23 protein-coding genes are annotated in these 21,489 nt (G+C 71.7%); 17 read left to right on the plus strand and 6 right to left on the minus strand.

Features of this window, described 5'->3' with window-relative positions:
- From STRCI_RS34740 to STRCI_RS34755, 4 genes are all read left to right on the plus strand, one after another.
- Positions 1-918, plus strand: a complete 918-nt coding sequence (locus STRCI_RS34740) for an ATP-binding cassette domain-containing protein (protein WP_269662932.1) — start codon at positions 1-3, stop codon at positions 916-918.
- 2 nt (positions 919-920) lie between these two features.
- Entirely contained in the window at positions 921-1,820 is a 900-nt protein-coding gene (locus STRCI_RS34745) for a sugar phosphate isomerase/epimerase family protein (RefSeq protein ID WP_269662933.1), read from the plus strand.
- A gap of 10 nt (positions 1,821-1,830) precedes the next feature.
- Positions 1,831-2,844, plus strand: a complete 1,014-nt coding sequence (locus STRCI_RS34750) for a Gfo/Idh/MocA family protein (protein WP_269662934.1) — start codon at positions 1,831-1,833, stop codon at positions 2,842-2,844.
- 87 nt (positions 2,845-2,931) lie between these two features.
- Positions 2,932-3,345, plus strand: a complete 414-nt coding sequence (locus STRCI_RS34755; protein WP_269662935.1) for a VOC family protein — start codon at positions 2,932-2,934, stop codon at positions 3,343-3,345.
- Positions 3,346-3,395: 50 nt separating this feature from the next.
- Here the strand turns inward: STRCI_RS34755 and STRCI_RS34760 are convergent, their stop codons facing one another.
- The 3 genes from STRCI_RS34760 to STRCI_RS34770 form a co-directional block, all read right to left on the minus strand.
- Positions 3,396-4,400 (minus strand): Gfo/Idh/MocA family protein, encoded by a 1,005-nt coding sequence (locus STRCI_RS34760; RefSeq protein ID WP_269662936.1) that lies wholly within the window; start codon positions 4,398-4,400, stop codon positions 3,396-3,398.
- 65 nt (positions 4,401-4,465) lie between these two features.
- Positions 4,466-5,242 carry an SDR family oxidoreductase gene (locus STRCI_RS34765; protein WP_269662937.1) on the minus strand — a complete coding sequence of 259 codons (777 nt, stop codon included), beginning with the start codon at positions 5,240-5,242 and terminating at the stop codon, positions 4,466-4,468.
- Positions 5,243-5,258: 16 nt separating this feature from the next.
- The gene (locus STRCI_RS34770; RefSeq protein ID WP_269662938.1) at positions 5,259-6,410 is read right to left on the minus strand and encodes a phytanoyl-CoA dioxygenase family protein; all 1,152 of its coding nucleotides are present in this window, start codon (positions 6,408-6,410) and stop codon (positions 5,259-5,261) included.
- A 107-nt stretch (positions 6,411-6,517) separates the two neighbouring features.
- Here STRCI_RS34770 and STRCI_RS34775 point away from each other — a divergent pair, with 107 nt between their 5' ends.
- Complete coding sequence (locus tag STRCI_RS34775; protein WP_269662939.1) at positions 6,518-7,540, plus strand: LacI family DNA-binding transcriptional regulator; 1,023 nt, start codon at positions 6,518-6,520, stop codon at positions 7,538-7,540.
- On the opposite strand, the gene STRCI_RS34780 is transcribed toward STRCI_RS34775, so the two are convergent.
- Complete coding sequence (locus STRCI_RS34780) at positions 7,530-8,690, minus strand: Gfo/Idh/MocA family protein (protein ID WP_269662940.1); 1,161 nt, start codon at positions 8,688-8,690, stop codon at positions 7,530-7,532. The two genes, STRCI_RS34775 and STRCI_RS34780, sit on opposite strands and share 11 nt — an antisense overlap.
- Before the next feature lie 111 nt (positions 8,691-8,801).
- Between STRCI_RS34780 and STRCI_RS34785 the strand changes: the two genes are divergently transcribed.
- On the plus strand, positions 8,802-9,809 hold the full coding sequence (locus STRCI_RS34785) for a LacI family DNA-binding transcriptional regulator (protein WP_269662941.1): 1,008 nt from the start codon (positions 8,802-8,804) through the stop codon (positions 9,807-9,809).
- Here the strand turns inward: STRCI_RS34785 and STRCI_RS34790 are convergent.
- On the minus strand, positions 9,799-10,143 hold the full coding sequence (locus STRCI_RS34790; protein ID WP_269662942.1) for a cupin domain-containing protein: 345 nt from the start codon (positions 10,141-10,143) through the stop codon (positions 9,799-9,801). The two genes, STRCI_RS34785 and STRCI_RS34790, sit on opposite strands and share 11 nt — an antisense overlap.
- 122 nt (positions 10,144-10,265) lie before the next feature.
- Here STRCI_RS34790 and STRCI_RS34795 point away from each other — a divergent pair, with 122 nt between their 5' ends.
- The 8 genes from STRCI_RS34795 (at position 10,266) to STRCI_RS34830 (ending at position 17,668) form a co-directional block, all read left to right on the plus strand.
- Positions 10,266-10,781 (plus strand): hypothetical protein, encoded by a 516-nt coding sequence (locus STRCI_RS34795; protein ID WP_269662943.1) that lies wholly within the window; start codon positions 10,266-10,268, stop codon positions 10,779-10,781.
- Between the two features lie 28 nt (positions 10,782-10,809).
- Entirely contained in the window at positions 10,810-11,889 is a 1,080-nt protein-coding gene (locus STRCI_RS34800) for a maleylacetate reductase (RefSeq protein ID WP_269662944.1), read from the plus strand.
- A 132-nt stretch (positions 11,890-12,021) separates the two neighbouring features.
- Positions 12,022-12,672 carry a GntR family transcriptional regulator gene (locus STRCI_RS34805; protein WP_269662945.1) on the plus strand — a complete coding sequence of 217 codons (651 nt, stop codon included), beginning with the start codon at positions 12,022-12,024 and terminating at the stop codon, positions 12,670-12,672.
- Between the two features lie 50 nt (positions 12,673-12,722).
- Positions 12,723-13,475 carry a PIG-L deacetylase family protein gene (locus STRCI_RS34810; RefSeq protein WP_269662946.1) on the plus strand — a complete coding sequence of 251 codons (753 nt, stop codon included), beginning with the start codon at positions 12,723-12,725 and terminating at the stop codon, positions 13,473-13,475.
- Positions 13,472-14,176 carry a 4-carboxy-4-hydroxy-2-oxoadipate aldolase/oxaloacetate decarboxylase gene (locus STRCI_RS34815; protein WP_269662947.1) on the plus strand — a complete coding sequence of 235 codons (705 nt, stop codon included), beginning with the start codon at positions 13,472-13,474 and terminating at the stop codon, positions 14,174-14,176. The genes STRCI_RS34810 and STRCI_RS34815 overlap by 4 nt, the downstream gene beginning before the upstream one ends.
- A 23-nt stretch (positions 14,177-14,199) precedes the next feature.
- Positions 14,200-15,258: a 4-oxalomesaconate tautomerase gene (locus tag STRCI_RS34820; protein ID WP_269664729.1), complete on the plus strand. Its 1,059-nt coding sequence runs from the start codon at positions 14,200-14,202 to the stop codon at positions 15,256-15,258.
- Positions 15,255-16,205, plus strand: a complete 951-nt coding sequence (locus STRCI_RS34825) for a catechol 2,3-dioxygenase (RefSeq protein ID WP_269662948.1) — start codon at positions 15,255-15,257, stop codon at positions 16,203-16,205. The genes STRCI_RS34820 and STRCI_RS34825 overlap by 4 nt, the downstream gene beginning before the upstream one ends.
- A gap of 137 nt (positions 16,206-16,342) precedes the next feature.
- Positions 16,343-17,668, plus strand: coding sequence for an MFS transporter (locus STRCI_RS34830; protein ID WP_269662949.1), 1,326 nt, complete (start codon positions 16,343-16,345; stop codon positions 17,666-17,668).
- An 87-nt stretch (positions 17,669-17,755) separates the two neighbouring features.
- Here STRCI_RS34830 and STRCI_RS34835 read toward each other — a convergent pair whose 3' ends face one another.
- Positions 17,756-18,160, minus strand: coding sequence for a cupin domain-containing protein (locus STRCI_RS34835; RefSeq protein ID WP_269662950.1), 405 nt, complete (start codon positions 18,158-18,160; stop codon positions 17,756-17,758).
- A 233-nt stretch (positions 18,161-18,393) separates the two neighbouring features.
- Between STRCI_RS34835 and STRCI_RS34840 the strand changes: the two genes are divergently transcribed.
- The 3 genes from STRCI_RS34840 to STRCI_RS34850 are packed head-to-tail and all read left to right on the plus strand — an operon-like array spanning position 18,394 to position 21,457.
- On the plus strand, positions 18,394-18,954 hold the full coding sequence (locus tag STRCI_RS34840; RefSeq protein ID WP_269662951.1) for a carboxymuconolactone decarboxylase family protein: 561 nt from the start codon (positions 18,394-18,396) through the stop codon (positions 18,952-18,954).
- Positions 18,951-20,444 carry a sugar ABC transporter ATP-binding protein gene (locus STRCI_RS34845; protein ID WP_269662952.1) on the plus strand — a complete coding sequence of 498 codons (1,494 nt, stop codon included), beginning with the start codon at positions 18,951-18,953 and terminating at the stop codon, positions 20,442-20,444. The genes STRCI_RS34840 and STRCI_RS34845 overlap by 4 nt, the downstream gene beginning before the upstream one ends.
- Entirely contained in the window at positions 20,441-21,457 is a 1,017-nt protein-coding gene (locus tag STRCI_RS34850; RefSeq protein ID WP_269662953.1) for an ABC transporter permease, read from the plus strand. Before STRCI_RS34845 ends, STRCI_RS34850 begins: the two co-directional genes overlap by 4 nt.
- The last annotated feature ends 32 nt before the right edge of the window (positions 21,458-21,489 follow it).

Here is a 21,489-nt window from a genome sequence, read left to right on the forward strand (position 1 = left end):
ATGACCACCCCTCACGGTGCCATCCTCAAGGACACGGGTCCCGAGGAGGGCCGGCCGATCGTCGAACTGCGCGGCGCCGGCAAGTCCTACGGCAACATCCGCGCCCTGCACGGCGTCAGCCTCGCCGTCCACCCCGGCCAGGTGACCTGTGTGCTCGGCGACAACGGCGCCGGCAAGTCCACCCTCATCAAGATCATCTCCGGGCTGCACCAGCACACCGAGGGCGAGTTCCTCGTCGACGGCGAACCAGTGCGCTTCACCACCCCCCGCGAGGCCCTGGACCGCGGCATCGCCACCGTCTACCAGGACCTCGCCACCGTCCCGCTGATGCCGGTGTGGCGCAACTTCTTCCTCGGCTCCGAGCTGACCAAGGGCCCCTGGCCCGTCCGCCGCCTCGACATCGAGACGATGAAGAGGACCGCCGACCAGGAACTGCGCAACATGGGCATCGTCCTGGACGACCTGGAACAGCCCATCGGCACCCTCTCCGGCGGCCAGCGCCAGTGCGTGGCCATCGCCCGCGCCGTCCACTTCGGCGCCCGCGTCCTCATCCTGGACGAGCCCACCGCCGCCCTCGGCGTCAAACAGTCCGGCGTCGTGCTGAAGTACATCGCCGCCGCCCGCGACCGCGGCCTCGGCGTCATCTTCATCACCCACAACCCGCACCACGCCTACATGGTCGGCGACCACTTCAGCGTGCTGCGCCTGGGCACCCTGGAACTGTCCGCCGCACGCGACCAGGTCAGCCTGGAGGAACTCACCAACCACATGGCCGGCGGCACCGAACTGGCCGCCCTCAAGCACGAGTTGTCACAGGTGCGCGGAGTCGATGTGGACGAACTCCCCGAGGAGAGCGACCTCACCGCACCCGCGCCCGGCACCACCGGCACCACCGGCACCACCGAAGGGAAGGCGTGAACATGGCGGCACTGGACCGCATCCGGGTCGGCTCCGCCCCGGACTCCTGGGGCGTGTGGTTCCCCGACGACCCCCAGCAGGTCCCCTGGGAACGCTTCCTGGACGAGGTCGCCGAGGCCGGATACCGGTGGATCGAGCTGGGCCCGTACGGCTATCTCCCCACCGACCCCGCCCGCCTCACCGACGAGATCACCAGGCGCGACCTCAAGGTGTCCGCCGGTACGGTCTTCACCGGACTGCACCGCGGCCCCGCCGTCTGGGAGTCCACCTGGGAGCACGTCAGCCAGGTCGCAGCCCTCACCCAGGCGATGGGCGCCAAGCACCTCGTCGTCATCCCCTCCTTCTGGCGCGACGACAAGACCGCCGAGATCCTGGAGCCGCCGGAGCTCACCGGCGCGCAGTGGGCCCACCTCACCAAGGGCATGGAACGCCTCGGACACGAGGTACAGGAGGCCTACGGCCTCGACATCGTGGTCCACCCGCACGCCGACACCCACATCGACACCGAGGACCATGTGGAGCGCTTCCTCGACTCCACCGACTCCGACCTCGTCAACCTCTGCCTGGACACCGGGCACTACGCCTACTGCGGCGGGGACAGCGTCAAGCTGATCGAGACCTACGGCGAGCGCATCGGCTATCTGCACCTCAAGCAGGTCGACCCGGAGATCCTCGCGGACGTCGTGAAGAACGAGATCCCGTTCGGACCGGCCGTCCAGCGCGGCGTGATGTGCGAACCGCCCGCCGGGGTGCCGGAGCTGGAGCCGGTGCTGGTGGCCGCGCAGCGGCTCGGGGTCGAGCTGTTCGCCATCGTCGAGCAGGACATGTACCCCTGCGAGCCGGACAAGCCGCTGCCGATCGCCGTACGCACCCGCAAGTTCCTGAGGTCCTGCGGCGCCTGAGAGGACATCCATGACCACGCCCCTGGGCATCGCCGTCATCGGCACCGGACGCATGGGCGCCGACCACGTCCGCCGGATCCAGGAGGTCATCAGCGGGGCGCGGGTCACGGCCGTGGTGGACGTCGACGCGGAGCGGGCCAAGGCCGTGGCCGGCCGCGTCGACGGCTGCGCCGTGCACACCGACCCGGCCGCGGCGATGGCGTCGGCCGAGGTCGACGCCGTCCTCGTCGCCTCCCCGGGCCCGGCGCACGAGGCCGCGCTGATGGCCGCCTTCGCCCGCGGCCTTCCGGTGCTGTGCGAGAAGCCCCTCACCCCCGACGCCGCCTCCGCACTCCGTCTCGTCGAGGCCGAGCGGGCCCTCGGCGGACGGCGCGTCCAGGTCGGCTTCATGCGCCGCTATGACGCCGAGTACGTCCGGCTCAAGGCGCTGCTGGAGACCGGGCAGCTGGGCCGCCCGCTGATGCTGCACCAGCGGCACCGCAATGTCGCGAGCGCGTCCTTCTTCACCTCCGACATGCTGATCACCGACTCGGTTTCCCACGAGGTGGACGTCACCCGCTGGCTGACCGGCCAGGAGATCACGGCCGTCACGGTGCTGCGTCCGACCTCGTCCGCAGGTGCCCCCGAGGGGCTGATCGACCCGCAGTTCGTGGTCCTGGAGACCGCCGGCGGTGCCCTCGCGGACGTGGAGATCTTCGTCAACTGCGGCTTCGGCTACCAGGTGCAGGCCGAGGTGGTCTGCGAACGCGGCACCGCCCGGGTCGGCGACGGCCACGACCTGGTCACCGCCATGGCCGGACGCTGGGGCGGCAGCATCGCCCAGGACTGGACCGAACGGTTCGCCGACGCCTACGACCGGGAGGTCCAGGCCTGGGTCGACGCCACCCGGCGTGGCGAGGTCACCGGTCCGGGCATCTGGGACGGGTACGCGGCCGCCGCCGTCTGCGAGGCCGGGGTGCGCTCCCTGCGCGAGGGCGGCCGGGTGGAGGTGGAGCTGGCCGCACGGCCGACGTTCTACGGCTGAGACACGCCTCGAGCCCTCGACAGGCCGTTGTCAGTGCCCCGCGCTAGCGTGCCCAGCAGTGACCGTTCCCGTACCGGGAGGCTAGTGATGGCTTCACGACTCAACCCCTACCTCACCTTCGCCGGCGACGCCCGCCAGGCGATGGAGTTCTACCAGCAGGTCTTCGGCGGCACGCTGAACCTGAACTCCTACGGCGACTTCGGCCAGCCGGACCCGGCGATGGCCGACAAGATCATGCACGGCCTGCTGGAGACCCCGAACGGCTTCACCCTGATGGGCGCCGACAACCCCGAGGGGGCCGGCAAGCAGGGCGAGCACAAATACGCCGTGAGTCTCAGCGGCGACGACGACACCGAGCTGCGCGGCTACTGGGAGAAGCTCTCCGAGGGCGGCCAGGTCTCCGTGCCCCTGGACAAGCAGATGTGGGGCGACGTCTTCGGCATGTGCACCGACCGGTTCGGGGTGCCGTGGATGGTCAACATCAGCGAGAAGACGGGCTGACTCCGACCGGCCTGGGCACCCGCGCCGCGGGTGCCCGTCGCCCGGTTCGCTCAGGCCTGCCGTACTTCCTCGATCGTGACGGGGCGGTGCTCGTGCAGGGACAGGGTGCAGGCGTCGGCGATCCAGCCCGCCTCCAGGGCGTCCTCGATCGTGCACGGGGAGGTCCGGGTGCCGGCCACGACCTCGGTGAACGCGGTGAGTTCGGCGCGGTAGGCGGCCGTGAAGCGGTCCATGAAGAAGTCGTGCGGGGTGCCCGCGGGGAACGTGACCCCGGGTTCCACGGAGCGCAGCGGCAGCTTGTCCTCCAGGCCCACGGCGATGGAGTCCGTGAAGCCGTGGATCTCCATGCGGACGTCGTAACCCCGGGCGTTGTGGCGGGAGTTGGAGACCACCGCGAGGGTGCCGTCGTCCAGGGTGAGGAGCGCGCCGGTGGTGTCGGCGTCGCCCGCCTCCCGGATGTAGTCGGCGCCCCGGTTGCCGCCGACGGCGTACACCTCGGTCACCTCGCGTCCGGTGACCCAGCGGATGATGTCGAAGTCGTGCACCGAGCAGTCCCGGAAGATGCCGCCGGAGGCGGCGATGTACCCGGCGGGCGGCGGCGCCGGGTCCAGCGTGGTCGACCGTACGGTGTGCAGCTTGCCCAGCTCACCGCCGAGCACGGCGGCCCGCGCGGCGACGAACCCGGCGTCGAAGCGGCGGTTGTAGCCGATCTGGATCGGCACGCCCGCGCCCGCCACGGCCTTGAGGACCTCGACGCCCTCGGTCATGGTCCGGGCGACGGGCTTCTCGCAGAAGACGGGGATGCCCGCCTCGACCCCGGCGCGGATCAGCGCGGGATGGGCGTCCGTGGCCGCGGCGACGACGACGCCGTCCACTCCGGCGGCGAACAGGGCCTCGGGCGAGTCCACGACCTCGCCGCCGAACCGCTCGGCGGCGGACTTCGCCGCGTCCGCGAACGGGTCGGTGAGTACGAGGGAGTCGACGGCGTTGAGTCCGGAGAGGGTCTCGGCGTGGAAGGCGCCGATGCGGCCGAGGCCGAGGATTCCGATGCGCATGAGGGTGCGGCTCCTAGAAGTAGTGCAGGGGTCTTGCTGGTCCAGGAAGTAGGGCAGGGGTTTCGCTAGTCCAGTCCACCAAGGACGTTCTGGTCCCAGTCGATCACCGAGCCGGTGACCACCCCGGAGCGTTCCGAGAGCAGGAACACCACGAAGTCGGCGATCTCCTCCGGCCGGCCCAATGTGCCCATCGGCAGCCGGGCCGCGGCGCGTTCCCGCCAGTCGTCGCCCGCGCCGTGGAAGGTGCGCTGGGTCGCGTCCTCGCCTTCGGTCGCCGTCCAGCCGATGTTGAGGCCGTTGATCCGGATCCGGTCGAAGCGGTGGGCGTGGGCGGCGTTGCGGGTGAGCCCGACGAGCCCGGCCTTGGCGGCGACGTACGGCGCGAGGAAGGGCTGTCCGCCGTGCGCCGACGACGTGATGACGTTGACGATCGTGCCCGGCGCCTCGCGGGCCACCATGTCCGCGACCGCGGCCTGCATGGCGAAGAAGGGCGCCCTGAGGTTGATCGCCACGTGCTGGTCGAACAGCTCGGGCGTGGTGTCCAGCAGGGTGCCCCGGGAGGTCAGCCCGGCGGCGTTGACCAGGCAGTCGATCCGCCCGTAGGCCGCCACGACCTCGGCGACGGCCGCCTTCGGCTGCTCGGCGTCGGCCAGGTCGGCGCGGACGAACAGGGCCTTGCCGCCCGCGGCGGTCAGCTCCGCCACCAGCGCCTCGCCGGGCTCGGCCCGCCGCCCGGTGACGGCCACGACCGCCCCCTCGCGGACCGCGGCCCGCGCGACGGCGGCACCGACGCCCTGGGTGCCGCCGTTGACGAGGACGACCTTGTCGTCGAGAAGTCCCATGATGGTGCCGTTCCTTTCAGCTCGCGCGCCGCTCGGCGCCGGACCTCAGCGCGTCCCGCAGCACCGACGGCGTCCAGCTCTCGCGCAGCGCGCGCCGGACGAGGTCCGCCTGGGCGGGCGGGGCGAGTCCGTCGACGGGCGGGTCGCGGTCGAGGTTGGTGGGGAAGGGGTAGCCCTCGGCGCTCGCCGCGATCACGTTCTCCAGCCAGGGCTCCGCCGCGCCCGCGGCCCGCCGCTCCAGCAGCACGGGGTAGACGGCGTTCACCACCGCCTCCCGGTCCACCGTCTCCATGGCCCGCCCGAACGCGGACGACACCTGGAGCAGATTCGCCATACGGCGTACGTCCGCCGAGCGGTTGGTGCCCGCGGCGTGGAACAGCGCCGGGTTGAAGAAGGCCGCGTCGCCCTTGGCCAGCGGCAGTTGGACGTGGTGGGCGTCGAAGTACGCCTGGAACTCCGGCCTCCGCCAGGCCAGATAGCCCGGCTCGTACGTCTGCGAGTACGGCAGGTACAGCGTCGGGCCCGACTCCACCGGCATGTCGCCGTGGGCCACGGCGCCCTGGAGGGTCAGTACGGGGGAAAGGCGGTGCACGTGCGCCGGATAGGCGGCGGCGACCTCGTCGGAGAGGAAGCCCAGGTGGTAGTCGCGGTGCGCGGTCTGCGCGGTGCCGCCCGGGTTGACGACGTTGACCTGCGAGGTGACCTGGTAGCCGGGGCCGAGCCAGGCCGTGGAGACCAGGGCGAGGACGTCGTTGGCGTAGTAGTCGGCGAAGGCTGACGGGTCGTGGCGGGCGGCCTTCTCCAGCGCGTTCCACACCCGGTCGTTGGCCCCCGGCCTGGCGAAGTGGTCCCCGGCCGTGGTGCCCGCGGCACGCTGCTCGGCGATCAGGGCCTCGAAGACCCCGGTGACCCGGTCGACGACCGCCGGGTCGGGGAACGCGCCGCGGAACAATACGACACCGGGGCCGTCGGTGAGCGCGCGCACCAGCTCCTCACGCAGCCCCTCACCCGTCGCGGTCCCGTCGTAGACCAGGACGTTCCGCTCCACCGCGATGGCGTGCGGATAGTCGACGGGGTCGGTGGCGCGCTCGACGAGCGGGCGGAAGGAGTCGAGGTCGCAGTCCCGCGCGGACAGCCACACACGGCGGTGTACGGGAGTGAAGGACATCGGTGTCCTCTCGGTGACAGGGGCGACTCAGCCCTGTCATTCTTGTCAGGACAAAGCCGTCGAACAACCAGCAGGCATCCATCAAAAACCCCTCAAGGAGTCCCGGTATGGGCCACCCGTTCCCGATCCGTGAGATCGCACGTCAGGCAGGTCTGAGCGAGGCCACGGTGGACCGGGTGCTCAACGCCAGGGGAGGGGTGCGGGAGAGCACCGCGCGGGAGGTCCAACAGGCCATCGCCGACCTGGACCGGCAGCGCACCCAGGTCCGGCTGGTCGGCCGTACCTTCATGGTCGACATCGTGATGCAGACCCCCGAGCGGTTCAGCACCGCCGTACGGGCCGCCCTGGAGGCCGAACTGCCCTCGCTGCACCCGGCGGTGGTGCGCTCGCGCTTCCACTTCCGGGAGACCGGGCCGGTCGAGGAGCTGACCCGGACCCTGGACCGGATCGCCCGGCGCGGCTCGCAGGGAGTGATCCTCAAGGCCCCGGACGTCCCCGAGATCACGGCCGCCGTCGGCCGGCTGACGGAGGCCGGGATCCCCGTCGTGACGCTGGTGACCGACCTGCCGTCCACCTCGCGCCTGGCCTACGTCGGCATCGACAACCGGGCCGCCGGCGCCACCGCCGCTTATCTGATGGGCCAGTGGCTCGGCGACCGGCCCGGCAATGTGCTCACCAGCCTCTCCAGTGGCTTCTTCCGCAACGAGGAGGAGCGCGAGATGGGCTTCCGCAGTGCCATGCGGGCCCGCCACCCCGAGCGCGCGCTGGTGGAGATCGCCGAGGGCCAGGGCCTGGACGCCACCCAGTACGACCTGGTCCGGGCCGCCCTCGACCGCGATCCGGAGATCCGCGCCGTCTACTCCATCGGCGGCGGCAACATCGCCACCCTCCGGGCCTTCGCCGACGTCGGCCGGGCGTGCGCGGTGTTCGTCGCCCACGACCTCGACCACGACAACACCCGGCTGCTGCGTGAGCACCGGCTGTCCGCTGTCCTCCACCACGATCTGCGCCAGGACCTGCGCGAGGCGTGCCACCACGTGATGCGCGCCCACGGCGCGCTGCCGCCCGCGGGACCCTCGCTGCCGTCCGCGATCCAGGTGGTCACGCCCTACAACATGCCTACGGCGTAGGCAGGTCCACCCAGGCGCCGGTCGCGGCGGACCGGGTCATCGCGTCCAGGGCCTCGGCGCTGCGCACGGCGTCCGTGAGCGTGGCGCCGTACGCCCTGCCCTCCGCGATCGAGCGCAGGAAGCGGTACGCCTCCACGACCTTCAGGTCGTCGTAGCCCATGGCGTTGGCGGCGCCGGGCTGGAAGGCGCCGAACTCGCCGTCGCCCGGACCGACGTAGACCGTGCTGACGGGCTGGTCCTGGTACGACGTGCCGCGGCTGACGCCGAGTTCGTTCATCCGGCGGAAGTCCCAGAACACCGCGCCCTTGGTGCCGTGCACCTCGAAGCCGTAGTTGTTCTGCTCGCCGACCGAGACCCGGCAGGCCTCCAGGACGCCGCGGGCGCCGGAGGCGAAGCGGAGCAGGCAGCTGACGTAGTCCTCGTTCTCGACCGGGCCGAGTTCCCCGCCCGCCGCGCGGGTGTGCCCGGCGGTGACGCCGGTCGGGCGGGCGCGCTGCGGTACGAAGACCGCCGTGTCGGCGGTGAGCGAGACGAGGTCGCCGAGGAGGTGGCGGGCCAGGTCCACGCCGTGCGAGGCGAGGTCGCCGAGGACTCCGCTGCCGCCGCGCTCCCGTTCGTAGCGCCAGGTCAGCGCGCCCTCGGGATGGGCCGCGTAGTCGCTGAACAGCCGCACGCGCGCGTGTGTGACCGTGCCGATCTCCCCGGCGGCGATCAGCTCGCGCGCCGCCTCCACCGCGGGCGCGTTGCGGTAGTTGAAGCCGACCGCGCCCTGTACCCCGGCCCTGGCGACCGCGTCGGCGACCGCGCGGGCGTCCTCGGCGCTCAGGCCCACCGGCTTCTCGATCCACAGGTGCTTGCCCGCCTCGGCCATGGCGACGCCGATCTCGCGGTGCAGGAAGTTCGGGGCGGTGACGCTGACCGCCCGCACCCGGGGATCGGCGGCCACCTCGCGCCAGTCGCGGGTGGCGGCGGCGAAGCCGAACTGCGCGGCGGCCTCCGCGGCCCGGCCCGGCACCTCCTCGGCGACGGCGACCAGCTCCGGGCGCAGGGGGAGCCGCGGATAGTGGTGGCGGACCCGGGCGTATGCCTGGGTGTGCACCCGGCCCATCCAGCCGAACCCGATGACGGCGACCCCGAGCGCATCCACCATGACAGCCCCTCTTTGGACCGGTCCAGAATCTGTCCAGCCCACCCTGAGCGGCATTCCTCGACGATGTCAACCCTTTGACAAGGCCGGTCGGCCCATGGAACGGTCCAGGGCATGAGAGCGCCGACCATCCGTGACGTGGCCGAACGGGCCGGTGTCTCTAAATCCCTCGTCTCACTGGTCCTGCGCGGCTCCGAGCAGGTGCGGCCGGAGAAGCGCGAGGCCGTGCTGCGCGCCGTACGCGAACTCGGCTACCGCCCGAACACCGCCGCCCGCAGCCTCAGCGAGCGCCGCACCCGCACCGTCGGCGTCCTCCTGAACGACCTGCGCAACCCCTGGTTCGTCGAGCTGCTCGACGGGCTGAACTCCCTGCTGCACGACAACGGCCTGCGTATGCTCCTCGCCGACGCCCGCCTCAACCGGCGCACCGGCCAGGCCCCTGCCGACCTCTTCCTCGACCTGAGCGTCGACGGGCTCGTCGTGGTCGGCACCCTGCCCGACCCGGCCGCGCTGGAGGCGGTCGCCGCACGGATGCCGGTCGTCGTGGCCGGGGCCCGCGAGGCGGTACCGCCCCGGGTCGACGTCGTCGCGGGGGACGACGAGCGGGGCGCCCGGCTGGTCACCGAGCATCTCATCGGCCTCGGCCACCGCCGGATCGCGCACATCGTGGGCTACGGCGCGGTGGGCGAACTGCGCCGCCGCAGCTTCGAGGAGACGATGCGCGCCCACGGCCTCGCGGGGCACGCGCGCGTGGAGGCGAGCGACATGACCGAGGAGGGCGGCTACCGCACGATGGTGCGCCTGCTGGGCCACGGCCCCGACCGGCCCACCGCGGTCTTCGCCGTCAACGACATCGCCGGTGTCGGCGCGCTCTCGGCGGCCGAGGAACTGGGCCTCGCGGTGCCGCGCGACCTGTCCGTCGTCGGCTACGACAACACGAGCATCTCCCGGCTGCGGCACCTGTGGCTGACCACCGTCGACGGCGGCGGCCACGACGTCGGCCGCCGCGCCGCCCGCTGCCTCCTGGACCGCTTCGACCACCCCGAGGCCCCCGGCCGCGTCCACCTCGCCGCGCCCGCGCTGGAGATCAGGGGCACCACGGGCCCACCGCTCACAGATTGATCGCGTACGCCTTGCGCAGCGTCTCGTGCACGGTCCAGGTCGTACGGTCGCCCGCGCGCAGCACCGCCAGGTCGCCGGGCCCCACCTCCAGCGTCGCGCCGCCCTCGACCTCGATCGTGGCCGAACCGCTGATCACCACGAACAGCTCGTCCGCCTCGGTGTCGGTGACCACGCCCGGGGTGATCTGCCAGACCCCGCGGATCTGCCGCCCGTCCGCCGACTCCCAGACCACCTTCCCCCTCACCTCGGGCGTGCCGGAGACGATCTGCGCCGGGTCGAGCGGCTCGGGTTCGAGCTCGGCGTCGGGGACATGGACAACGAAGCTGTGGCTCATGGCAGGACCCTAACCAGCGGCGGCCGGTCCGCACCGTCGACAGTGTGTGCGGTATCGGCCCAGGTGGGAGGACACTTCGTCGCGACTGGCGGGGCGGCCGGAGCCGGGTGATCGTGGAGGGCATGGCGCAGGACACCCCGGCCGCCGGCGCGGAACGGCACCGGCACGACACCCGCGAGGCGATCATGTTCGGCGGTGTCTACGGCTCCGTCCTCGCCTGCTCGATGGTCGCCGCCCTCAGCCAGTACGGCCAGGCCTCCCAGGCCAGACGCCGCTACGACGCCCTGTGGCTGCTGGTGACCGCGCTGGCCTCCGCCCTCGCCCACGGCTACGCCCACTACATCGCCGAGCGCTCACCGCACCGCCGCTGGGACGCGGTACGCGTGCTCGCCGAGGAGTGGCCCCTGGTCACGGCCGTCCTGCCCACGGTGGCGATCCTGGCCGGGGCGGGCCTCGGCTGGTGGCCCCCGAACGGCGTGGAGTACCCCGCCTTCACCCTGAACATCGCCCTGCTGTTCACCCTGGGCCTGGTCACGGCCCGCTGGGCGCACCGCCCTTGGCGCACCGCGCTGCTGATCGGACTGGTGGACGCGCTTCTGGGGGTAGGTGTGGTGGTGGCCAACGCGCTCATCAAGTGACGCGCCACCCCCTGGTACTGGAGCGACCGTGCAGGACAGCGAGCCCCTCGCATTCACCCACGACTTCCCGCCGGTGCGGACCGTGCTGCGCCCCGGTGCCGCCCTCACCGCCACCCCGGAGGAGGCCCGGCGACTGGGCCTGCGGCGGCTGTTGGTGCTCTGCGGAGCGCGCGGCGCCGACACCGCGCGGGCCGTCGCGGACGCCCTCGGCGAGCGCTGCGCCGGGGTGCACGCCGAGGCCCGGATGCACGTCCCCGTCGAGGTCGCCGACCGGGCCGTGGCGGCGGTGCGCGCGGCGGGCGCCGACGGCTGTGTCGCGGTCGGCGGCGGCTCCTCCATCGGTCTCGGCAAGGCCGTCGCCCTGCGCACCGGCCTGCCCCTGATCGCCGTACCGTCCACCTATTCCGGCTCGGAGATGACCGCCGTGTGGGGCCTGACCGAGCACGGCGCCAAGCGCACCGGCCGGGACCCGGTGGTCCAGCCCCGCAGCGTCGTCTACGACCCGGACCTGACCCTCTCCCTGCCGGTGCCGCTCTCCCTCACCAGCGGCGTCAACGCCATCGCGCACGCCGTCGAGGCCCTGTGGGCGCCCGACGCCTCGCCCCTGACCGCGCTCACGGCCGAGGAGGGCATCCGGGTCATGGCGCGGGCGCTGCCGGCGGTGGCCGCCGAGCCCGGGTCCCTCCCGGCCAGGAGCCAGGCCCTGCACGGGGCCTGGCTGTGCGGACTGAGCCTCGGCGCCGCCACCATGGGCCTGCACCACAAGCTCTGCCATGTCCTCGGCGGCTCCTACGGCCTGCCGCACGCCGAGACGCACACGCTGGTGCTGCCACACGTCCTCGCCCACAACGCGCCCGCCGCCCCCGAAGCCGTCGCGGCCATCGCCCGCGCCCTCGACACCGACGACGCCCCGCGCGCCCTGTGGGAACTTCCCCGCGCACCGGGCGTCCCCCGCTCCCTCGCCGAACTCGGTCTGGCCGAGGCCGACTTGGCGCGGGCGGCGGACCAGGTCACCCGGGAGGTGCCGGAGAATCCGCGGACGGTGACGGCGGACGGAGTGCTGCGGATCCTGCGCGGGGCGTACGAGGGTGCGGCGCCGATGCCGTAGGGCTCACTCGTCGAACGTGACGACCACCTTCTCCGCCGCCCCGCCTCTGCCCGCAATACGTCGGACAAAATTGTTGACAATTCTGTTGGGCTAGTTTTAGGTTCGACAGGCACTCACTCAGGGAGGGCAGCGATGCCGAATGAAGCCCGTCCGAGCACCGGGGAGCAGGCCAAACAGCACGCGCTCGCGCAGCTGCGGCAGGCGATCCTGCACGGCGAGATGGCACCGGCACAGCGGCTGGTGGAGAACGAACTCGCCGAGCAGTTCGGTGTGACACGGGCGAGCATCCGTGCGGCGCTCATCGACCTGGAGGCCCAGGGCCTCGTGGAGCGCATCCGCAACCGCGGCTCGCGGGTGCGGGTCGTCACGGTGGAGGAAGCGGTCGCCATCACCGAGTGCCGCATGGTCCTGGAAGGGCTGTGCGCGGCGAAGGCGGCCGTCGCGGCCGGCGACGAGCAACTGGCCGAACTCACCGAGCTGGGCACGGCGATGACCAAGGCCGTGGCCGACGGTGAACCGGTCACCTACTCCGACCTCAACCATGAACTGCACACCCGGATCCGGGAGTTCTCCGGCCAGCGCACCGCACTGGAGCTGCTGGAGCGACTCAACGCCCAACTGGTGCGCCACCGCTTCCAGTTGGCCCTCCGGCCCGGGCGTCCGCAGCAGTCCCTGAACGAGCATCTGGCGATGATCGAAGCGATCAGGGCCAGGGACCCCGAGGCGGCCGAGACGGCCGTCCGCGCCCACCTCAGCAGCGTGATCGAGGCGCTGCGCGACTGAACCACGCCTGAGGCGGGCGCGCCTACCTGTCCATCAAGGAGTTCGCAGACATGACACAGGCCAACGCGCCCGCCACCCCACCACGATCGACCCTCGTCGTCACCGCGCACGCGGGGGACTTCGTGTGGCGGGCAGGCGGCGCCGTCGCCCTGGCCGCCGCCCGCGGGGAGAAGGTCACCATCGCCTGTCTGACCTTCGGCGAGCGCGGCGAGTCCGCCAAGGCGTGGCGCGAGGGGAAGCAGCTCGCGGAGATCAAGGCCATCCGGCGGGACGAGGCCGAGCGGGCCGCCGCCACTCTCGGCGCCGAGGTCCGCTTCTTCGACGCCGGTGACTACCCGCTGGTCGCCACCGCCGAGCTGACCGACCGACTCGTCGCCGTGTACCGCGCGACCCAGCCGGACGTCGTCCTCACCCACCCCACCGAGGACCCGTACAACGGCGACCACCCCGCCGCCAACCGGATGGCGCTGGAGGCCCGGGTGCTCGCCCAGGCCATCGGCTACCCGGGCGAGGGCGAGATCATCGGCGCCCCGCCGGTCTTCTACTTCGAGCCCCACCAGCCCGAGATGAGCGGCTTCCGGCCCGAGGTGCTGCTCGACATCACCGAGGTCTGGGAGACCAAGCGCAAGGCGATGGAGTGCCTCGGCGCCCAGCGGCACCTGTGGGACTACTACACCGACCTCGCCGTCCGCCGCGGTGTCCAGCTCAAGCGCAACGCCGGACCCAACCTGGGTCTCGCCCACAGGACCATGGCCGAGGCGTACATGCGCCCCTACCCGCAGATCGCGAAGGAGCTGGCATGAGCGGCGTGATCGTCACCGGCCCGCCCAAGGCGGACGCGCGGGACGTCGAGGTGCTCGCCGGGTTCGGGGTCGCCACGGTCAGTGAGGCGATGGGCCGAACCGGCTTGCTGGGACCGGGGATTCGCCCCGTCCAGCAGGGCGTACGGGTCGCGGGTACCGCCGTCACCGTGCTCAGCTGGCCCGGCGACAACCTCATGATCCACGCGGCCGTGGAGCAGTGCGGCGCCGGCGACATCCTGGTCGTCACCACCACCTCCCCGTGCACGGACGGGCTGTTCGGCGAGCTGTTCGCGACCGCGCTGACACAGCGCGGGGTGCGGGGCGTGGTCCTCAACACCGGTATCCGGGACACCCAGGAGCTGCGGGACATGGGCTTCGCCGCCTGGTCCCGGGCGGTCTCCTCGCAGGGCACCGTCAAGGCCACCGGCGGCTCGGTCAATGTGCCGATCGCCGTCGACGGCCAGGTGATCCGCCCCGGCGACGTGATCCTCGCCGACGACGACGGTGTCGTGGTCGTCCCGCGCGAACGCGCCCGCGAGACGGCGGCGAGGGCCGAGGCCCGCGAGGCCAAGGAGGCCGCCACCCGGGCCGCCTTCCTCGACGGCCAACTCGGCCTGGACCGGTACGGATTGCGGGACACGCTCAAGCGGCTCGGCGTCGACTACCGGACGTACGAGGAGTACGAGGGAGCGCGGCCGTGAGCGACGAGGTGCCGTGTCTGCTGATGCGCGGCGGCACGTCCAAGGGCGCCTACTTCCTCGCCGCCGACCTCCCTGCCGAACCGGCCGCCCGGGACGAGCTGTTGCTGCGGATCATGGGCAGCCCGGACGCGCGGCAGATCGACGGGCTCGGCGGAGCGCACCCGCTCACCAGCAAGGTGGCCGTGGTGTCGCCGTCGACCGACCCGCACGCCGACGTCGACTATCTCTTCCTCCAAGTCGCCGTCGACCGAGCCGATGTGAGCGACCGTCAGAACTGCGGGAACATCCTCGCCGGGATCGGCCCGTTCGCCGTGGAACGCGGGCTCGTCCGGGCGGGGGAGGAGGAGACCGCCGTACGGATCCGCATGGTCAACAGCGGTGACTACGCGACTGCGACCTTCCCCAGTCCCGGCGGACGGGTCGAGTACGGCGGGGACGCGGAGATCTCGGGTGTGCCCGGCACGGCCGCGCCCGTGGTGATCGAGTTCCCGGCGGGCGCCTCGGCCCTGTTGCCGACCGGAAGGCCCCGGGACGAGGTCGACGGCGTACCGGTGACCTGTGTGGACAACGGCATGCCGACGGTGCTGATCGAGGCCGCCGCGCTCAAGGTCACCGGCTATGAGTCGCCCAGGGACCTGGAGGAGGACGTCGAGCTGGCCGACCGTCTGCGGCGGATCCGGCTGAGGGCGGGCCGTCTGATGGGGCTCGGGGACGTCTCGGACACCACCGTGCCCAAGCTCACGCTGCTCGCCCCGCCCCGCCAGGGCGGTGCGATCACCACCCGCACCTTCATTCCTGTGCGCTGCCACCCCTCCATCGGGGTGCTGGGCGCGGCCAGTGTGGCCGCCGGTCTGCGGATCGAAGGCGGCGTGGGAGCCGACCTTGCGGTGATCAGTCCCGAAAGTGACCGAATTCGCATAGAACATCCCACCGGATTCCTGGATATCGACAGTAGTCTCAAGGCCACTCCCGACGGCCTGCCCTCCGCCCGCCGCACCGCCGTGGTCCGCACGGCCCGCAAGATCTTCGACGGCACCGTCTTCCCCCGAGCCGTCGCACAACCCCGAGGAGGTCACCGATGACTCCGCCGCTCGGCGACATCGCCCACATCGGCCACGCGCAGCTGTTCACTCCCGATCTGGACGCCAGCGTCGCCTTCTTCACCGACTATCTGGGCCTGACGGTCCATCACCACCAGCGCGACACCGTCTATTTGCGGACCTTCGACGACTACGAGCACCACAGCCTGGTCCTCACCGCCCGTGACCGGCCCGGCCTCGGCAGGCTCGCCCTGCGCACCTCGAGCGAGGAGGCGCTCGCGCGGCGGGTGAAGGCGGTCGAGGAGGCCGGCGGCTCAGGACACTGGGTGGAGGACGAACCGGGCCTCGGCAGGCTCTACGTCACCACCGACCCGGACGGCCATGAGCACGCCCTGTACTGGGAGAGCGAACACTACGCGGCCCCCGAGGAGTTGCGGCCCGCGCTGAAGAACCAGCCGCAGGCCAAACCCAACCGGGGCGTCGGCGTGCGGCGGCTGGACCACATCAACTTCCTCGCCGCCGACGTGCTCGCCAACTCCGAGTTCCAGCAACAGGTCCTCGGTGCCCGGCCGACCGAGCAGATCCGCCTGGACAGCGGGCGGATCGCGGCGCGCTGGCTGACGTACACGAACAAGTCGTACGACGTCGTCTATACCTCGGACTGGACCGGCTCCAGCGGGCGGCTGCACCACATCGCCTTCGCCACCGACACCCGCGAGGACATCCTGCGCGCCGCCGATCTCGCCATCGACAGCGGGGTGTTCATCGAGACCGGACCGCACAAGCACGCCATCCAGCAGACGTTCTTCCTCTACGTCTACGAGCCGGGCGGCAACCGGATCGAGCTGTGCAATCCGCTCACCCGGCTGGTGCTGGCGCCGGACTGGCCGCTGATCACCTGGACCGAGGAGGAGCGCAAGAAGGGGCAGGCCTGGGGCCTGCAGACCATCGAGTCGTTCCACACCCACGGGACTCCGCCGGTCGCGTAAGGAGCGTCAGAGGGGCGCGCGAGGAGCCGCACCGAAACCATCGACCAGATCGTCAATGAGATTGTTGACAAAAACGTTGACTCTTTCGGTACGGCTCCTTAGCGTCTAGCGCACCCCGCACGAGAGGAAGTACAAAGATGTCCCCCCTCGCTCCATCCGCCCGCGGCGGCAGACTGGCCCTTCTGGTCGTCGGTCTGTGCTGGCTGGCCGTGCTCTTCGACGGCCTCGACATGTTCATCTACGGCTCGGTACTGCCGCACCTGCTGGAGACCCAGACCTTCGGCCTGACCCCCGACCAGGCCGGTGACCTCGGCTCCTACGCCACCTTCGGCATGCTGGTCGGCGCCCTGACCGCGGGCACCGTGGCGGACCGGATCGGGCGCAAGAAGCTCATGGTGTCCTGCGTGATCCTGTTCTCGCTGGCCTCCGGCGTCTGCGCGATCGCCGACTCCGTCGCCGTCTTCGGCCTCGGCCGCACCCTCGCGGGTGTCGGGCTCGGCGGGCTGCTGCCGACCGCGATCAGCATGGTCTCCGACTATGCCCCGCGCGGCCGGGCGGCGATCGTCATCGGCCTGCTGATGACCGCCCACCACGCGGGCGGCATCCTCTCCGCCTACGTCGCCAAGTGGCTGATCGAGCCGGCCGGCTGGCGGGCGGCCTTCTGGGTCTGCGTGCTCCCGCTGCTCTTCGCGCCGGTGCTCGCGAGGTTCCTCCCCGAGTCGCTGAGCTTCCTGGTCGCCAAGGGGCGGACGGCGGAGGCCCGCGCGCTCGCCACCCGCTACGACGTCGAACTCCCCGCCGCCAAGTCCGAGAAGGCGGGCGCCGCGGACCGCTGGGCGAACCTCGTCGGCCTCTTCCGCGGCGGCGAGTGGGTCCAGACCCTGCTGTACTGGAGTGCCTCCTTCGGCGGACTGCTGCTGGTCTACGGCGTCGCCACCTGGCTGCCCACCCTGATGCGCGCCGAGGGCTACGCCCTGGGCTCCGCCCTGACCTTCGTGGTCGTCTTCAACCTCGGCGGCATCGCGGGCATGCTGCTCGCCGGCCGGGCCGCCGACCGCTTCGGCGCCCCGCGCATCTCGGCGATCTGGTTCGCGCTGACCGCCGCCGGGGTGTTCATGCTCAGCGTCCACATGCCGCTCGGGGTGACCATGACGGTCGTCTTCCTCACCGGTGTGTTCCTCAACAGCGCCCAGACGATGATCTACGCGACGGTCTCCATCCGCTCCCACCCCGAGAACCGCGCCACCGCCGTCGGCTGGACCTCCGGCATGGGCCGCTTCGGCGCCGTCTTCGGCCCGTGGCTCGGCGGCCAGCTGCTCGCCGCGAACAACGGTGACTGGGGATTCACCGCCTTCGCCCTGGCCGGACTGTCCTCCATGGTCTTCATCGGCATCGCCGCCCTGCGCGGCGGCCGACAGACCCCGGCGGACAGGGCCCCGCAGGAGCTGGTCGGCACGCACTGAAGGGGGGAGGCGGACGCCGGTCGGGGAGACCGGCGTCCGCCTTGCGTCAGGACGGGCCGAGCAGGCCCGCCACGGCGACCACAGGGTTCAGCCCATCTGGTCCTCGGTCGACAGGTGTTCCACCGTCCGGCCCGTCTCGGTGAAGGTGCGTGTCACATGGCCCGAGGAGTACACCCACAGGATCCGCAGCGGCCGGTCGCCGACGTTGCGGAACAGATGGGGGATCGGCGACGGCACATAGGTGGTGTCGAACTGCTCCAGCCGCGTCACCACGCCGTCCACCACCACCTCCGCCTCGCCCTCCAGGATCGTCACGTGCTCGTCGCAGTTGTGCGAGTGCAAGGGCGCCCCGGAGCCCACCGGATACACGCTCATCCCGCTGGTGATCCGGTTCTCGCCGCCCGCCGAGGGCGTGGTGATCAGCGGTGTCGTGACGACGGATCCGCCGCGGTCCAGCAGCGGCACCGACGCGACCTTGATGATCGTGGTCATCCGGGGGGTCCTCTCCAGTACGTGGTTCCAGGCGACCGACGGTAGGTCGCGCCCCCGCGAATGGGTGCCCTCCGGCGTGCAGCTTTACCTTGCAATCCGGGAGGGGTGAGCTTTCCGGACCCGGCTGTAGCGTCGCCTGGCATCGCACGGCGACTCGTTCCGTGCCCGCAACGTGCCGGAAAGAAAAGGCAGGTATCGGCCACATGAGGCTCCCCGTTCTCAGCCAAGAGGAAATGGATCCGCGGCAGCAGGAGCTGGCCGCCCGGATCGCAGGCCGCCGCGGCGCCGTCCGCGGTCCCTTCCGGGTCTGGCTGCACAGCCCGGAGATGTGCGAACGGGCCGAGTCCCTCGGGGCGTTCGCCCGCTTCGACTGCTCCCTCCCCACGCACCTGCGCGAACTGAGCCTGCTGATGGCCGCCCGCAACTGGGACGCGCAGTACTCCTGGAACGCCCACGTCCACCAGGCGGTCGAGGCCGGGATACCCGAGGCCGCCGTGCGGGCCGTCGCCGAGCGCCGGGACGCGGAGGCGGACTTCGCCGACGCGGCGGACCGGGCCTTCTACCGGTTCTGCCGGGAGATCCTTGAGGACCACTTCGTCGCCGAGGAGACCTTCGCCCGCGCGCTCGCCCACTTCGGCGCCAAGGGCCTGGTCGACACCATCGGCGCGCTCGGCAACTTCACCATGCTCGGCATGTGCCTGAACGCCTTCCAGGTGGACCTCCAGGCCGACAAGGAGCCGCCCTTCCCCGACATCCGCGGCTACGCCCGGGTCGTCCCCGAGGCCACCCCGTGAGCCCCGCCTCCGTGGTCCGCGTCCGCGGGGTCACCAAGAGCTTCGGCGGCGCCGCCGCGCTCAAGGACGTCAGCCTCGACCTGCACGCCGGCGAGGTGCACGCCCTGATGGGCATGAACGGCGCCGGGAAGTCGACGCTCGTGCACGTCCTCGCCGGAGTCCACCAGCCCGACCGGGGCACCGTCGACATCGACGGCGACGCCCACCGCTCCCTGACCATGCGGCAGGCCCGGCGGCTCGGCATCTCCTTCGTGCCGCAGCGCCGCGAACTGGTCATGGGACTCACCGTCGCCGAGAACGTCCTCCTCGGCGTCCTGCCGGTCAAAGGCGGCCGGGTCAGCTGGTCCACGGTCCGGGAGGAGGCCCGTAAAGCACTGAGCGATCTGGGCATCCGGCTCGACGTGGACCAGCCGGCCGGGGCGCTGACCGTGGCCGAGCAGACCATGGTCGAGGTCGCCCGGGAGGTGCGCCGCGGCGGCCGGGTCCTCATCCTCGACGAGCCCACCGCCTGTCTCGGCGCCCACGCTGCCGAGCAGGTCAAGACGCTGGTGCGCAGGCTCCGCGACGAGGGCATCGCCATCGTCTACATCTCGCACTACATCGACGAGGTCCTCGACATCGCCGACCGCGTCACCGTCATGCGCGACGGCCGGGTCGTGCACACCGGCACCGTCGACGACCTCGACGGCACCGGCCTGGTCCGGCACATGGTCGGCCGGGACGTCGTCTCCCACCGCCCCACCCGCCCGGCACCGAAGGACGAGGTCGGCCTGGAGGTACGGGGCCTCGGCCGTGGCCGCTTCATCCGCGACTTCGGCGTCGAGGTCCGCAAGGGCGAGGTGGTCGGGGTGCTCGGCGCGGCCGGGGACGCCCAGTCCTATCTCTTCGACCTGCTCTCCGGCCGGACCCGCCCGGACCACGGCGAACTCCTCGTCGACGGCCGCCCGGTACCGCTCGGCAAGGTCCGGCACTCGCTGCGCAGCGGACTGCGCTGTGTCACCGGCGACCGCCGCAACCTCGGCATCATCGCCGGACTGTCCGTCGACGAGAACCTGATGCTCGCCAGCGACCGCTTCGACCGGCGCCGGCTGCACCGCGACGCCGAGCAGACCCGCCGCGCCGCCCCGCGCCGGGAGACCTACGGCGTGGTCACCCTCGCCCGCAACCCCGCGATCGGCGCCCTGTCCGGCGGCAATCAGCAGAAGGTGCTGCTCGCCAAATGGCTGGAGACCGCGCCCGCCGCCGTCTTCCTGGAAGACCCCACCAACGGTGTCGACGTCGCCGCCAAGGCCGACATCCACACGATCATCGACGACCTCGCGAGCCGGGGCGTGGCGGTCCTGCTCGCCTCCTCGTCCGCCGAGGAGGTCATGCGCCTGGCCGACCGGGCGGTGGTCGTGCGCTCCGGCCGCGTCGTGGCCGCACACGACATCGCCCGCATCACCCGCGACGAACTCGTCGCGACCGCCCTGGGAGGGAACCACTCATGAGCCTGAAGACGCCGGCCCCCGAGGCCGAGACCCCCGCGAGGCCCGAACCGGCCGCGAAGGGCGGCCTGTTGACGGCCGTGCAGCGCATCCCGCACCTCGGCCTGATCGTCGTACTGCTCCTGATCGCGGGCTTCACCGCCACCCAGAGCGACGCGTTCCTGACCCAGGACAACCTGATCAACGTGCTGCGGCAGGTGAGCATCACCGCCGTCATCGCGGCAGCGCTCACCCTGGTGATGACCGCTGGCGGCATGGACTTCTCCATGGGCAGCAACGTCTACGTCGTGGCCGCCTTCGCCGCCCAACTCCTGCACAACGGCACCTCCGTCGCCGTCACGATCCTCGCCTGCGTCGCCCTCGCGATGGCGATCGGCCTGGTCAACGGCCTGGTCATCACCTACACCAAGGTGGCGCCCTTCGTGGTGACCCTGGCCACCGCCACCATCCTGGACGGCGTCCAGCTCGTCGTCCTCGACGGCAAGACCGTCTCCGGCGGCGACGCGCTGTCCGACCTGGGCGCCGGCTACTTCATCGGACTGCCCAACCTGACCTGGCTGGCGCTGATCGTCCTCGCGCTGACCGCCCTGGTCATGAAGTACACGACGTACGGCCGCGATCTGTTCGCCATCGGCGGCAACGAGCACGTCGCCCGGCTCAGCGGCATCGGCGTCAACCGCAACAAGCTGCTGCTGTACGCGGGCGCGGGCGCCCTGTCCGGACTGGCCGGAGTGATGCTGCTGTCCCGTCTGGTGGCGAGCAGCCCCAGCCCCGGCGGCGGACTGATGCTCCAGCTCAGCGCGGTGGCCGCGGTCGTCATCGGCGGTACGGCGCTGGAGGGCGGCCGGGGCACGGTCGTCGGCACGATCCTCGGCGTCGTCCTGCTCGGCGTGGTCGCCAACTCGCTGAACCTGCTCCAGATCTCCTCCTTCTACCAGCCGGTGTCGGTCGGCACGGTCCTGGTGATCGCCGCGATCGCGAACCAGTTCCAGAAGTCCCGCCACTCGGCCCACTGAACCGCCTGAACCGCACGTCCGACTCGAAAGGC

The sequence above is a fragment of the Streptomyces cinnabarinus genome, from assembly GCF_027270315.1.
Taxonomy (GTDB): Bacteria; Actinomycetota; Actinomycetes; order Streptomycetales; family Streptomycetaceae; genus Streptomyces; species Streptomyces cinnabarinus.